The sequence below is a fragment of the Ferruginibacter sp. genome, from assembly GCF_049840995.1.
Classification (GTDB): Bacteria; Bacteroidota; Bacteroidia; order Chitinophagales; family Chitinophagaceae; genus Ferruginibacter.
This window is the reverse complement of sequence record NZ_JASGIP010000002.1, coordinates 1-14,114: the sequence shown is the minus strand read 5'-3', so window position 1 is coordinate 14,114 and position 14,114 is coordinate 1. Positions and strand designations below refer to the sequence as shown.

The 14,114-nt window shown below is 43.0% G+C and carries 15 protein-coding genes; 6 read left to right on the top strand and 9 right to left on the bottom strand.

Annotated features, from left to right (window positions below):
- The first annotated feature begins 42 nt into the window (after positions 1–42).
- From QM738_RS01150 to QM738_RS01135, 4 genes are all read left to right on the top strand, one after another.
- Complete coding sequence (locus tag QM738_RS01150) at positions 43–1,281, top strand: RNA polymerase sigma factor (protein WP_462274840.1); 1,239 nt, start codon at positions 43–45, stop codon at positions 1,279–1,281.
- 317 nt (positions 1,282–1,598) lie between these two features.
- Positions 1,599–1,799, top strand: coding sequence for a hypothetical protein (locus tag QM738_RS01145; protein WP_462274839.1), 201 nt, complete (start codon positions 1,599–1,601; stop codon positions 1,797–1,799).
- A 239-nt stretch (positions 1,800–2,038) separates the two neighbouring features.
- Positions 2,039–2,902, top strand: coding sequence for a hypothetical protein (locus QM738_RS01140; protein ID WP_462274838.1), 864 nt, complete (start codon positions 2,039–2,041; stop codon positions 2,900–2,902).
- Positions 2,903–3,130: 228 nt separating this feature from the next.
- Positions 3,131–4,426, top strand: a complete 1,296-nt coding sequence (locus tag QM738_RS01135) for a bifunctional folylpolyglutamate synthase/dihydrofolate synthase (protein ID WP_462274837.1) — start codon at positions 3,131–3,133, stop codon at positions 4,424–4,426.
- Positions 4,427–4,429: 3 nt separating this feature from the next.
- On the opposite strand, the gene QM738_RS01130 is transcribed toward QM738_RS01135, so the two are convergent.
- The 6 genes from QM738_RS01130 to fbp form a co-directional block, all read right to left on the bottom strand.
- Positions 4,430–4,972 carry an NUDIX hydrolase gene (locus tag QM738_RS01130; protein ID WP_462274836.1) on the bottom strand — a complete coding sequence of 181 codons (543 nt, stop codon included), beginning with the start codon at positions 4,970–4,972 and terminating at the stop codon, positions 4,430–4,432.
- Positions 4,973–5,087: 115 nt separating this feature from the next.
- Positions 5,088–5,621: a YfiT family bacillithiol transferase gene (locus QM738_RS01125; RefSeq protein WP_462274835.1), complete on the bottom strand. Its 534-nt coding sequence runs from the start codon at positions 5,619–5,621 to the stop codon at positions 5,088–5,090.
- The gene (locus QM738_RS01120; RefSeq protein WP_462274834.1) at positions 5,621–6,358 is read right to left on the bottom strand and encodes an FKBP-type peptidyl-prolyl cis-trans isomerase; all 738 of its coding nucleotides are present in this window, start codon (positions 6,356–6,358) and stop codon (positions 5,621–5,623) included. Before QM738_RS01120 ends, QM738_RS01125 begins: the two co-directional genes overlap by 1 nt.
- A gap of 39 nt (positions 6,359–6,397) precedes the next feature.
- On the bottom strand, positions 6,398–7,156 hold the full coding sequence (locus QM738_RS01115) for an ABC transporter ATP-binding protein (RefSeq protein WP_462274833.1): 759 nt from the start codon (positions 7,154–7,156) through the stop codon (positions 6,398–6,400).
- Positions 7,157–7,165: 9 nt separating this feature from the next.
- The gene (locus QM738_RS01110) at positions 7,166–7,621 is read right to left on the bottom strand and encodes a GNAT family N-acetyltransferase (protein ID WP_462274832.1); all 456 of its coding nucleotides are present in this window, start codon (positions 7,619–7,621) and stop codon (positions 7,166–7,168) included.
- A 15-nt stretch (positions 7,622–7,636) separates the two neighbouring features.
- Entirely contained in the window at positions 7,637–8,647 is a 1,011-nt protein-coding gene (gene fbp / locus QM738_RS01105) for a class 1 fructose-bisphosphatase (RefSeq protein ID WP_462274831.1), read from the bottom strand.
- A gap of 125 nt (positions 8,648–8,772) precedes the next feature.
- On the opposite strand from fbp, the gene QM738_RS01100 reads away from it, so the two are divergent.
- Positions 8,773–10,041: an aspartate kinase gene (locus QM738_RS01100; RefSeq protein WP_462274830.1), complete on the top strand. Its 1,269-nt coding sequence runs from the start codon at positions 8,773–8,775 to the stop codon at positions 10,039–10,041.
- Between the two features lie 4 nt (positions 10,042–10,045).
- Here QM738_RS01100 and QM738_RS01095 read toward each other — a convergent pair whose 3' ends face one another.
- On the bottom strand, positions 10,046–10,813 hold the full coding sequence (locus tag QM738_RS01095; protein ID WP_462274829.1) for a L,D-transpeptidase family protein: 768 nt from the start codon (positions 10,811–10,813) through the stop codon (positions 10,046–10,048).
- Between the two features lie 118 nt (positions 10,814–10,931).
- Positions 10,932–12,062: a 4-hydroxyphenylpyruvate dioxygenase gene (gene hppD, locus QM738_RS01090; RefSeq protein ID WP_462274828.1), complete on the bottom strand. Its 1,131-nt coding sequence runs from the start codon at positions 12,060–12,062 to the stop codon at positions 10,932–10,934.
- A 258-nt stretch (positions 12,063–12,320) separates the two neighbouring features.
- On the opposite strand from hppD, the gene QM738_RS01085 reads away from it, so the two are divergent.
- Entirely contained in the window at positions 12,321–13,460 is a 1,140-nt protein-coding gene (locus QM738_RS01085; protein WP_462274827.1) for a 5-(carboxyamino)imidazole ribonucleotide synthase, read from the top strand.
- Positions 13,461–13,574: 114 nt separating this feature from the next.
- Here the strand turns inward: QM738_RS01085 and QM738_RS01080 are convergent.
- Positions 13,575–14,114 (bottom strand): TolC family protein (locus QM738_RS01080; RefSeq protein ID WP_462274826.1); only part of this gene is annotated, 540 nt, incomplete at its 5' end.

The window sequence follows — 14,114 nt, the reverse complement described above, 5'->3', positions numbered from 1 at the left end:
TTTTTAAAAGTTGACCACCTGCGCTAACTTACAGTACCAAGTATGAATGAAAAAACGTTGATACCACATTTGTTCCGTACAGAATACAGCAAGATCGTTGCAGTACTCTGTAAACTGTTTGGTATTGAATACATGGCTGCCGCCGAAGATATTGTAAGCGATACATTTTTACAGGCAGCAGAAACATGGGGCTTAAAAGGCTTGCCCGAAAATCCTGTGGCATGGTTGTACAGGGTATCCAAAAATAAAGCGATCGATTTTTCAAGAAGGAATAAAATATTTTTAGAAAAGGTAACACCAGCTGTTACAGCTGCTGAAGAAAATGTTGTGGTACCGGAAGTGGATCTCTCCGATGAGAATATTTACGACAGCCAGTTGCAGATGATGTTTGCTATCTGTCACCCTGCCCTGCCGCCCGAAGCGCAGATCGGATTATCACTCAATATTCTTTGCGGCTTTGGCGCCGAAGAAATTGCTGATGCTTTTTTAAGCAATAAAGAAACGATCTATAAAAGATTGCAGCGGTCCAAGGAAAAACTAAGAACAGAAAAAATAACCATTGAATTACCTGTCCATGCCGAGATACACAATCGCCTCGAAACCGTTTTAACTACTTTATATTTATTATTCAGTGAAGGATATTATTCCGCCTCGCAGAACACCCAGTTACGCAAAGAGCTATGTGTAGAAGCCATGCGGCTTACACTGATGCTGACAGAAAACGAACAGACCAACACACCTGCAGCCAACGCATTGTTATCACTCATGTTTTTTCATGCATCCCGCTTTGAAGCAAGGACCAATGCCAACGGAGAAATGATATTGTACGAAGACCAGGATGAAAGATTATGGAACCGGGAACTGGTAGCAAAAGGAGAAACTTATTTAAACCTGTCATCACGTGGCAACCAGCTTAGCAAATATCATTTGGAAGCGGCTATCGCTTACTGGCACACGCAGAAAAAAGATACGCACGAAAAATGGGAGAACATTCTGCAATTGTACAACCGGTTATTGCAAGTAGAGTACTCCCCTGTTGCTGCGCTCAACCGCACTTATGCATTATCCAAAGCCAACGGCAAAGCAGCAGCCATTATTGAAGCAGAGAAATTAGCGCTCACCAATAATCATTTATACTATTCGCTGCTGGGAAATTTGTATACCACGATCGATAATCAAAAAGCATTGCAGCATTATACAAAAGCATTGTCTATTGCAAGATCGCCGGCTGATAAAACCACTATCAGTAAGATCATTCATCAACTTGCTGCGATTCATTAGCATTTTACCTCCGTTTTTTCATAAAACATCCCCCTGTTTTCAGCGGGTAGCATTCATTTGGGCATGATAAAATAAAAACACTGTAATGCAGTACAGCAAAGGGTTTCAGCAGGTCAACATACCCGTTGGCGTGATATTTTATTGCTTATTTTAACAAAGAACAGGCCTGTATTCTTTGTATATTTGCGGCGCAATTCGGTAATACTGCGTTTAACTGGTACATACAACCACTATAAGCTACTGAATAATCCGCCCAACCAGGTTTTTCACAACTGTTCTTGAGACGGTACAACAAATTGTAATTTAAAACTAGAAATATGAAAAGTGATGTCATGGGCATTGGCGCCCCTATCAACAAAGACGAACTGAAAGAATTGTTAAAAGAAACAAAAGAAACCATTGCTGTTGATGCAAAGACCGACGGAGACCGCATCCGTTCATTTGGTGCAATTGATCTGTGGAATGTGCAGAAAAAACAAAGGACCTCAGCCTCTATGATGAGGAGATGGTTAAACTAAGATTCTGATCTTACCTGATAATAGTTCTTTTTAGTTTTGATTGCATCCGCTAAAGCGGATGCTTTTTTTTGCCACGGATTACACGGATTTTCACTGATAAAGGCAAAAAATCTGTGTTAATCCGTGTAATCCGTGGCTAAACTTATTTTGTTAAATTTTTAACAATGCTTATTGACTTTGGTATGATTTTGCATCGTTATAGAAAATTGAATATCTTTACTATGCACTATACTCCTATTATGTCTGCATCATCATTTGAGGCTGAAAAAAATCAGAAAGCATTTCTTTATACTGCTACAGTAATCGCTTTGTTATTAATGATCGCGATCTTCTGGAAATGGCAATTGCCGGAAGCCCCCAAACCAATAGCGGAAGACCTGATTGAAATTAATTTGGGCAACCTGGATGAAGGCATGGGAAATGTACAGCCTTTGATAAAAGGTGAAAAAGCGCCGGGTGAAGATCCGGGACAGCAAAAGCAGGCAGCTACACCTGCCACCGAAGAACCTGCCAAAGACCTGCAGGCGGATGAAGACAATAAAGATGAGGATGCTGCGCCTGTTACCAAACCGGTAAAGCCAGAACCCAAGAACAATAATATTCCCAAAGAACCTGTTGCACAACCTGTAAAAACACCTACGCCTGCCGTGGTACCGGAACCAAAACCGCAAAAGCCAAAAATTGCCGGTTATGGTGGACCTAAAGGCGGTACAGGTAATGGTGCTACCGAAGATAACGGTTACCGCTACGAAGGCAATAAGCCCGGTGGTAAAGGTGATGCCGGCAGCCCGAATGGTAAACCGGATAGTTATGGTAACACACCGGGTGGCAGAACAGGCGGCAGCGGCTTACGTGTAAGCAAAGGAGACAGGACGATTATCAATAATTATATTTTCAGCGGAGAGTTGGAAAAAGCCACCATCAATGCCATCATTAAAGTTTCTCCGGAAGGCAGAGGAACCTTTGTAGGTTTTGACAAAGGCTCCACCAGTAGTGACTCAAGGTATGCTACAGCAATACGTGGTTACCTGCCGAATATACAATTCAGCAAGGCCGACCACGAATCGCAGGTAACAGTTCCATTTAATTTCAGGGTGCAATAACCCGATCCATAAATTTTTATAAAGCCCTGTTTAAAACAGGGCTTTATTTTTTAGTAAGGCTTATTCCATTGATCCATTTTTTGTTTACCGGCTTCAGTTCATATATGATGCTTCATTGGTCCCGATCTTATCAGGACTCCGTTCAACATTCAACCACTATTTAGCTGATCACATTGGTTATTGTACTACGTACGCTTAACTTTGTACTCATAACTTTGCACTTCTTTCATGAACTATCAGCAAACGATCGAATATCTTTACCAGCACCTGCCTATGTTCAGCCGTATCGGTGCTGCTGCTTATAAAAAAGACCTGCACAATACACTGGCGCTCTGCGAAGGACTGGATAATCCGCAACATAAATTTAAAAGCATCCATATTGCCGGAACGAATGGTAAAGGAAGTACCAGTCATATGCTGGCTGCGGTGTTGCAACAGGCGGGTTATAAAACAGGTTTGTATACCTCTCCGCATTTAAAAGATTTTGGTGAGCGGATAAAAGTGAATGGTACAATGATCAGCGAAGAATTTGTGGTGGATTTTGTGGAACGCACCAAAACATTAAGCGATAGCATCGAACCTTCTTTTTTTGAATTGACCGTGGCAATGGCCTTCGATTATTTTGCACAGCAAAAAGTAGATGTAGCTGTAATTGAAACAGGGCTTGGCGGCAGGCTGGACAGTACCAATATCATCACACCGGTTCTGTCTGTCATTACCAATATCGGTTACGACCACATGAATATTCTTGGTAATACACTGGAAGCTATTGCGGGAGAAAAAGCAGGCATCATTAAAGACCATGTACCGGTGGTGATCGGCGAATACCTACCCGAAACAAAAAATGTTTTTACAAATAAAGCTGCGGAATGCAATGCGCCCATTTATTTTGCGCAGGAGGAATACAAAGTGTTCGACCTTGAGTTCACCACGCAGTTACTGCATTGTTCCGTAAAGCAAACAAAGAATGCTGTTACAGAAAATTTTTCGCTCGACCTGAATGGTATCTATCAAACAAAGAACCTGTGCACCGTTTTATGCGCCACTACCCTGCTGCAGCAAAAAGGTTTTGTGATCAGTAATGAACAATTGCAAAGCGCCTTGGCCAACACCAAAAAATTAACCGGCCTGCACGGCAGGTGGGATGTGATACACGAAAAACCGCTGGTGGTGCTGGATGTGGCGCATAATGAAGATGGCATACAGCAGGTAATGAATCAATTGCTGTTGCTGAACATCCATGCAACTGCCACCCATTTTATCATCGGTATGGTAAAAGATAAAGAAGTGGATAAGGTATTATCATTGCTGCCGCAGGGCGCTCATTATTATTTTGCCAACGCACATATACCCCGTGCCATGGCAGCGGAAGAATTGCAGCAAAAAGCCCGTGCATTCAATTTAGCAGGCCCCGTTTTTGATGATGTGAATACAGCCGTGGAAGCAGCCAAACAAAATGCAACTGCCACAGACCTTATCATAGTGTGTGGCAGCGTATTCCTGGTAGGAGAAGTAAATTATTGAGTACTATTTTTCTGAATCCATTTTTTGAAAGGCGTAGAACACACAGGCCATGTGCAGCGATTGCACAATTTCGTTGTTCAGTAACATCTTCCTGAAATCTTCCAGCGGTACGGTCACCAACTCTATATCTTCATTGTGATCCAGCTTTTGTGCGGCTACTTTTTTGCCGCCTCTTGCTAAATACAGATAAGTATAATTGTCCAGCATACCGGGGTTGGCCGTTATCTTCCCAACATAATCGTAACGACTGAATTCATAACCCGTCTCTTCCAGCAGTTCCCTCGCAATCGCTTTTTGATAATCTTCCCCTTCATCAATAAAGCCGCCGGGAATTTCTAAAATGGTTTCGCCAATAGCATGGCGGTATTGTTTTACCAGCACTACCTGGTTATCTTCTGTTACAGCCATCGCACAGGCGCTGGGCGGCAGTTCCACTACAAAGTAGGGATCCACGATCTGCCCGTCGGGCCTTTGACATTTATCTTCCCGTGCAGTAAAATAAATATGCTTGCTGATGTATTTAGATTCCAGTATTTTCCACTTCATTTTTTATATAGTTACGAGTTTGAGCGTTACGGGTTACGGGTTTATTTGTTTATAGTATTTATATCTTCTTCCCTATTGAACAACTATTTAACAATTTAACCAGTTAACCATTTAATTATCCCCATTTCATCCTTTCCCGCAGGCTGGTGATATGCGCTGTGTGATGGCGGCCATGCCAGGCATAAGAGCCCAGCAAATACCAGAGCGTCATTTCTTTTTTATGCTCCGGGTGGAACACCGTTCTCTGGAGGTCAGTTTCTGTAAGGTCTTTTAAAATATGATACCATCGTGTATGCATTGCATGCAGTATGGTCAATGAAAGATTGATGGGCAATTCCAATGAGTCTTTCAGCTGCGCCCATTGCACTTCATCATAAGGCCTGATGGTAACGGGGCTTTCTTCAGTTAGCCCCAGTTTAAACCGTATATACGCATTCATGTGACTGTCGGCCACATGGTGCACCACCTGTTTTACCATCCAGCCGCCTTCGCGGTAGGGTGTATCCAGTTGAGCCGCATCCAGGTTCACCACAGCATTCTCTAAATGCTGCGGCAGGTATTTGATGTCCAGCAACCATTGCTCTAATTGTTTTTGAGAGAAAGGCTGTGGTTCATATTTACCGATGGGGTATCTCAGGTCTTCTTGCATTATGGTGTGGTTGAAGGTTTGATGGCTTCCAGTGAAATTTCAAAAACAAGCGCTGCGCCCGGCGGTATCACGTTCGGGTCTCTCGGGCTTAAATAATAAGCCAGTTCGGTGGGTACATATACTTTCCATTTATCGCCCACACTCATCAATTGCAATATTTCCATCCAGCCTTTAATAACACCCGATACAACAAATGTGGCAGGCTGCCCCATTTTATACGAGTTGTTGAATTCTGTACCATCTACCAATGATCCTGTATAATTCACCACCACCGTGTCGATCAATCTTGGTTTGATGGATGCGTCCGGTGCCTTGGTGATCACTTCGTATTGCAGGCCATCCGGCAGTGTAACCACTTCCTTACGTTTTTTATTCAGATCTAAAAAAGCTACGCCTTTTGCAATTTCTGCAGCCGACGCTTCTTTGGAAAATACATCCATTTGCTTCTGCATACAGGCTGCCATCTGGTCGTTGGTCAGCAAGGGTTGTTTACCTTTTAATACATCATCCATTGCACGTTGCATCATCGCCGTATTCACTTTACTGATATGCTGTTGTTTCATATTATTGGCAACCGTGTAACCGGCAGCATAACTAAAACTATCCACCAGGTTTTTAAATGTACCTTTTGCAACCACAGGTTTTGCTGCGGGTTTTGCAGGTGTTTTTGGTTTGGTTTGCGCTGTTACGGAATAAACTGCTGCTGTTGCAAGCATACATACTAGTACCTTCTTCATTTATATGGTATTTAAGATTTAAAATTCAACCGGTGGAGTTTATTCATCCCTCATGTCCTTGCCGGTCAGGTGTATAAAAACATCTTCTAAATTGGCGGCTTTAACCTGCTTGGGTTTTTCAAAACCGGTAGCCACCAGGTCGTCGATCATTTTATCAGGGGAATCGAGTGAAATTATTTTTCCTTCATCCATTATGGCAATACGGTCGCAAAGCTGTTCTGCCTCGTCCATGTAATGCGTAGTGATAATAACTGTAGTGCCTTTTGCACGGATATCTTTTATCAGGTCCCACAAATTTCTTCTTGCCTGTGGATCAAGACCCGTAGTGGGTTCATCTAAAAATATGATCCGGGGTTTATTAATCAATGTGGTGGCAATAGAGAACCGTTGTTTCTGCCCGCCACTCATTTCCTTGTATTTATTCTTTGCTTTATCTACCAGGTTCACCAGTTTTAATAATTCCATCGGGTCAACCGGCTGGTTGTACAAACCACCAAATAAATGGATCAGTTCCACCAGCGTAAGGCCGGGATAAAAACCGGATGTCTGCAACTGCACCCCTATGATCTTTTTAATATCATTCGGATTCTTATCCAGGTCCAGTCCATCCACGATCACTTCGCCGCTGGTTTTATCCCGCAGTGTTTCAATGATCTCCAGCGTGGTGGATTTACCGGCTCCATTGGGCCCCAGTAAGCCAAATATCTCTCCTTCCTTTACATCAAAAGAAATACCTTTTACAGCTTCAAAATTGCCGTAGTTCTTGGTAAGGTTCATTACAGATATGATCGTGTTCATAATTACAATTTATAAGGCCATTTCCATTTTTACATCGGCTGTTTCAAATGGCGAGCCGGTTACATCCACGTGGTGAAAGCCATATTTTTTATACAGTTCCAGCGCAGTGGTAAGTTGTGAGTTGGAAAACAATTCCAGTTTTGTGGCTCCTACTTCCTTTGCTTTTTCAATACATTTTTCTATCAGTAATTTACTGATGCCCCTGCCCTGGTAGGCATCATCCACCGCCATCTTCGCCAGTTCATAAGCACCATCGCTTTCTTTGATGATGGCTGCAGTGCCCACTACCACATCATCTTCCATTGCCAGCCATATATATCCGCCATTGGCAACGATCGTTCCTTCCGGGTCGTTCAATATCTGCAGGTCGTGGCTTTCGGTAAGATGATATTTATCCAGCCATGCAATATTGAGCCGGTAAAAATCGGGTTGGTAAACAGTTTTATAGTCGATGATATTTATCATGTTATTCGCCAAAAATTATCCTTGCATAAAAGTTTCCAGTTCTTCCATCATTGCTTTACTGCCTGCAAAAAAAGGCGTGCGCTGGTGCAAACCTGTGGGCTGCACTTCCAGCATTCTTTGTTTGCCGTTGGTGGCTTTGCCGCCTGCCACTTCAATGATAAAGGCACAGGGATTGCATTCGTACATGATCCTCAGTTTGCCCTTGGGCTTATCAAGCACCGCAGGATACATAAAGATGCCACCCTTGATCAAATTGCGGTGTATATCTGCCACCATACTGCCGATATACCTTTGCGTGTACGGCCCACCGTTATCTTTTGTTTTGCGCTGGCATTCATTGATGTATTTCCGTACATTTTCTTCGTACTGGAAAAAATTACCATGGTTCACCGAATAGAATTTACCAGATTCGGGGCATTTTATATTCGGGTGACTCAATGTAAATTCTCCGATCGATTGATCCAGTGTAAAACCATTCACCCCACGCCTGGTGGCATATACCATCATGGTGGAAGATCCGTAAATGATATAACCTGCAGCCACCTGCTTGGTGCCCGGCTGTAAAAAATCTGCTTCTGTTGCCGGCTTGCCAATTTCACTCACCCTCCTGTACACACTGAAGATGGTACCGATAGAAACATTCACGTCTATATTGCTGCTGCCATCCAGCGGATCGAACAGGCAAACATATTTACTGTTGTTACTTACTTCATCATCAAATATCACTACATCATCCAGCTCTTCGCTGCCGATACCTGCGCAACTAATACCGTGCCGCAACACGCCTACAAACTGGTTATTGGCAAATATGTCCAGCTTTTTTACTTCCTCACCCTGCACGTTCATCGATCCGGCATCGCCCAGTATATCCACCAGGCCGGCTTTATTCACTTCCACGTTCACCCGCTTTGCAGCAAGGCCGATATCCCTTAACAGGTTTGATAATTCACCGGTAGCTTTTGGAAAATCACGTAACTGCTGGATCGTAAATTCATCCAGCGTTTGTACTCTGCGGTTGATACTCATAATAGTAGCCAGTTGTGATGCAATAATTTAAATTTACTTCCGTGTTTATTGGGCAAGATTTACGATTTTTGCAAATCGGTTTAACGGGGCTAAATTACTGAATTAACTTAATCAACTACAATTAAATGAAGGTTTTTAAATTTGGGGGAGCCAGCATCAACAGCGTGGAAAGGATACAAAATGTAGGCAGGATCTTAAAGGCTTACGAGGGTGAAAAGATATTTGTAATTATCTCTGCAATGGGCAAAACCACCAATGCGCTGGAAAAAGTGGTGGATGCCTTTTACCAGGGCCGCCAGCAGGATGCGCTGCAATTATTTGAACAGGTAAAACAACAGCACCTGGATACCCTTAAATACCTCACCACCCTTTACTGGAAACAGGCCGAAGATCATTTAAAGGATTTTTTTACAGAGATAGAATGGTTACTGCATGATAAACCGGTAAGGGAATATGATTATTATTACGACCAGGTGGTGTGCAGTGGTGAGTTACTAAGCACGGCCATGATGAGTGATTACCTGAACGAAGCCGGTGTAAAAAATAAATGGATCGATGTAAGGGATATCATCCGCACGGATGATAATTTCCGGGATGCAGCGATCGACTGGCCTTATACGCAGCAAAAAGTTGCAGCTGTTGTTGAGCCGCTTTTTAAAGAATATGATGTGATCATCACACAGGGCTTTATTGGCGCTACGGATGAAAATGAAAGCACCACATTAGGAAGAGAAGGCAGTGATTACAGCGCTGCTATTTTTGCCAATCTTTTAAATGCCGAAAGCCAGACCATCTGGAAAGATGTGGAAGGTGTGATGAATGCGGATCCGAAAGAGTTTCCCGATGCAAAATTCCTGGATGCTTTGAGTTATGATGAGGTGATAGAGATGGCCTATTATGGTGCACAGGTCATTCACCCTAAAACCATTAAGCCGCTGCAGAATAAAGGTATCCCCTTGCATGTGCGCTGTTTTTTACAACCCGATCTTGCAGGCACCATCATCAGCAATAAGCCCGTGCATAACCTGCCGCCGGTTATTGTGGTAAAAGATAAACAGGTGATGATGGAACTGAGTTCCAAGGATTTTTCTTTTGTGGGAGAAGAATATGTAAGCCGTTTGTACGATCTTTTTTCTGACATCAAGATAAGGCCCAACCTGATACAGAACGGCGCTATCAATATATTGTGCTGCCTGGATGACAAACCGGAAAAGATAGAAAAACTGGCACTGGCTGCTTCGGAAATATTTGATGTGCAAGTAAAAAAAGGATTGACGCTTTTAACCATCCGCCATTATACCCGGGAAAAATTTGATGAACTTACAAAAGGGAAAACGATCTTACTTACACAACGTACTACTGAAACTGTACAGGCATTATTGCAGGAAGCGTAAATATTTAATCTACTAAGTAGTCGCCTTTTTTATTAACGAGGATGATAGGCAATTGCTTTTTTTCTTCAAAGAAATTAAAAGCTTCTTTCAGCTTGGTGGTAAAGTCTATGAGTGCAGGCTTTGTTCTTAAAGTTTCTGCAAGGTATTCTGCCGATTTTTTTACATTATACTTCACAGGAAAAACATGCACGGGTATAAAATCCTGCTGCCCCGCTGCTTTTACATTACTGGCGATGATGTACAATTCTTCAATGGGTGCGTCGCTGATGGGGATACAGCCGGTGGAAACACAATTGCCGTGTATATAAATGGCATTGCCCGGGCGGAGTGAATCACTCAATATTTTATCGGATGCGTTGGGATAATTTAAACCCAGCGCCAAGTGATAATTGCTGTTGGGATTGAACTCGTTGATATAATAAAATCCTTCCGGTACCTGGTAATCGCCCTGCATACGCTTGGGGCCCATGGTACCGCTCTGCATACAGATCTTATAGGTCTTAAAAAGTTTGTAAGGTTCTTTTGCATTGCCTTTTACCCAAACCTCCAGCTGCCGGTCGTATTTGAACGAACGGATATACATTGCCTGCGGGGGCCATGTAAGCTTTTTTTCCTCGAATTGTTTTTTCAATGAGTCTTCCGCACTGGTAAAAATGCTGGAAAGCTTGGCCGAAGCCCTGAAATCGTTGAAAGCTGTTTGGGAGAAGGCTTTGCCCTCAATGAAAAAAACAACTGATACTGCTAAAATAAGGTTTGCAAATAGACGCTTCATTAAAAGACTTTGGATTACCTCTTAAACGTAAAAATATAAAAAAAATGAAGTTTTATTTGTTAAAAAAACGGCCCAAAAACAAAAAACCGCCCTTTAGAGGGCGGTTTTACACACATGTTTATAAATTTCCGCGTATTTCCTGCTCTCTTTCAAGCGCTTCAAAAAGGGCTTTGAAATTGCCTTTGCCAAAGCTTTTGGCGCCTTTACGCTGTATGATCTCGAAGAATAAGGTCGGCCTGTCTTCCAGCGGCTTGCTGAATATCTGCAGCAAATAGCCTTCGTCGTCCCGGTCTATCAAAATGCCCAGTTTTTGCAGGGGCGCCAGGTCTTCGTCAATTTTGCCCACCCTGTCCAGCACGGTTTGATAATAACTTTCCGGGATCTTGAGGAATTCCACACCACGGCTTTGCAGATCGCTCACCGTAGCCACAATATCAGCGGTGGCAATGGCCACATGCTGTACCCCTTCCCCATTGTAAAATTCCAGGTATTCTTCCACCTGGCTTTTCTTTTTTCCTTCGGCGGGTTCATTGATCGGAAATTTTACATAACCATTTCCATTGCTCATTACTTTACTCATCAATGCAGAATATTCGGTGGAAATGTCCTTGTCATCAAAACTTAAGATGTTCCTGAAACCCATCACATCTTCGTAAAATTTTACCCAGGGGTTCATCTGGTTCCAGCCTACATTGCCTACACAATGATCCACATACAACAAGCCTGTGGGTGCAGGATTATAATTTGTTTTCCATTCGCGGAAACCGGGCATAAAAACGCCGTTGTAATTTTTTCTTTCTACAAATAAATGTACTGTTTCGCCGTAAGTGTGAATACCGCTTAAAACCACTTCCCCATTATCATCTTTTAATGTAGTAGGCTTTAAATAAGATCTGCCCCCACGTTGGGTCGTCTCCTCCCAGGCGCTGGTGGCATCATCCACTTTCAAAGCCAATACTTTTACGCCATCTCCATGCAGGTAGATATGGTTGGCAATATCATTGCCGGTTCTTAATGGCGTGGTCAACACAAACGTGAGTTTGTTCTGGCAGATCACATAACTTACTTTATCCTTCATACCTGTTTCCGGGCCTGCATAGGCCAGGCTCTGAAAACCGAAAGCGGTTTTATAAAAATGTGCAGCCTGCTTGGCGTTGCCCACGTAAAATTCAACGTAGTCCGTTCCCTGTAAGGGTAAAAAATCTGTTACGGAATTATCTGTCCTGGATTGCTTTGCAATTGTTTCCATTGTTTTAGTTTGAAGTGAAAAAACGGCCCGCAGATGTCGCGGATGTCGCAGAAAAAATATTTCGTACCACTACTCTGCGTTTTCAGCGGTATCTGCGGGAAAACTTATTGCACCGAATCCATGGCCAATGCCAGCATTAACAGGGAGTAGTTATTGCGCCTGTCTGCAAATAATTTATGTGGATAATCCGGTTGCATATCTTGAAACAAAGATAGTAAAACTTATATCACTTATCTCCTTACATTCTATATTTGCGACATGCAAAAAGTTGGAATTTTAGGCGGAGGTCAATTAGGCCGTATGCTGTTACAGGCTGCAGCAAATTATCCTGTTGAAACTTATGTGATGGAGAACGATACCACCTGCCCGGCAGCGCATCTTTGCCATCATTTTACAAAAGGCGATATCAGGAATTTTGACGACGTTTATAATTTTGGTAAGGGATTGGATGCCATCACTATTGAAATAGAAAGTGTGAATGAAGAAGCCCTGGAAAAACTAGAAGCCGAAGGGGTGAAAGTATATCCTAAACCATCCGCATTAAGAACCATCAAGAACAAAATATTACAGAAAGAATTTTACAAAAAAAACGAGATCCCCACCAGTGAATTCGTGATCACACAAAACAAGAACGAATTGCAGCAGCATGGTAGTTTTTTACCCGCCGCACATAAGATCGGTATGGGTGGTTATGACGGACGTGGTGTGGAGCTGTTGAGAAAACCAGAAGACCTTGCAAAAGGTTTTGATGCGCCTTCGGTGCTGGAAAAGCTGGTGGCGATAAAAAAAGAGATCGCAGTCATTATTGCTGTAAGCCAGAAAGGAGAAACTACTTTATATCCCCCGGTGGATATGGTTTTTGATACCCGCCTGAACCTGCTCGATTTTCAACTGAGCCCCGCAGAACTACCTGAAAAAGTTTTGTGGAAGGCGGAAGCCATCGCATTAAAAGTAGTGAAGGATCTTAAAAGTCCCGGCATTTTTGCAGTGGAACTGTTTGTGGATATTGATAACAATGTATTGGTAAATGAAACGGCACCCAGGGTGCATAACAGCGGCCATCATACCATTGAAGCCAATTACAGCAGCCAGTTTGATATGCTCTGGCGCATCATGCTGAATTATCCTTTGGGCAATACCGATCATATCCTGCCTGCCGCTATTGTGAATTTACTGGGCGCTGAAGGTTATAGCGGTGAAGCTTATTATGAAGGATTGAACGAGATCTTACAGATCGATAATGTATTTGTACATATCTACGGTAAAAAAGAAACCAAGCCCGGAAGAAAAATGGGGCATGTGACCATTATGAGTAAAGAAAAACAGGAATTGATTCACCAGGCGAACCGGATAAAATCTGTGTTGAAAGTTATTACCCGGTCTGACGCCCACGTCTGACCGGGTGCTGATGATCTGACGCCCCGTCTGATCATCAGCTTTGAAGCTTCGCTACACGATCAGACGGGGCGTAAGATCGTGAGACATGGTCAGACGGGGGCGTCAGACCATGTGTTACAAACTCAGCATATTCGCCAGCCGTTTCAACTCTATCTCTGCAGCCTTGGCGGCATAATTTAAGTTCACTAAACGGTAGCCCGATTCTTCAAAACTCTGCTGTGCATTTTTAAGATCTACAATGGTGGCCACTTTTGCCTGGAAACGTTTCAACACTACATCCACCAACTTAGAAGAAACATCATAGTTTATTTTTTCTGTTTCCAGTTGTTTTAATGCTGCAGTATACGATTGAAAAGATTTGACTACCTGTGCACTGTAGTCCCGCAATAATATTTGTTTATCCAGTTCTGCATTCTTCACATTTATTTCCGCCACTTTTTGCTGTCGTTTGTAGGCAGAACCATTGTAGATCGGTATGCTGATGCCCACACCCACATAAGGACCATAACTCTGGTTCAGCAATAATTGTCCTGCTGCGGCCTGGCTGCGACTGAAGTTGAACCCCGTATTGGCCCTGATAGAAGGATAACGCAATGCTGCCGTTTCCTTTACTATAAATTCATTGATGCGTACCTGGTCATCGGCAGCCAATAT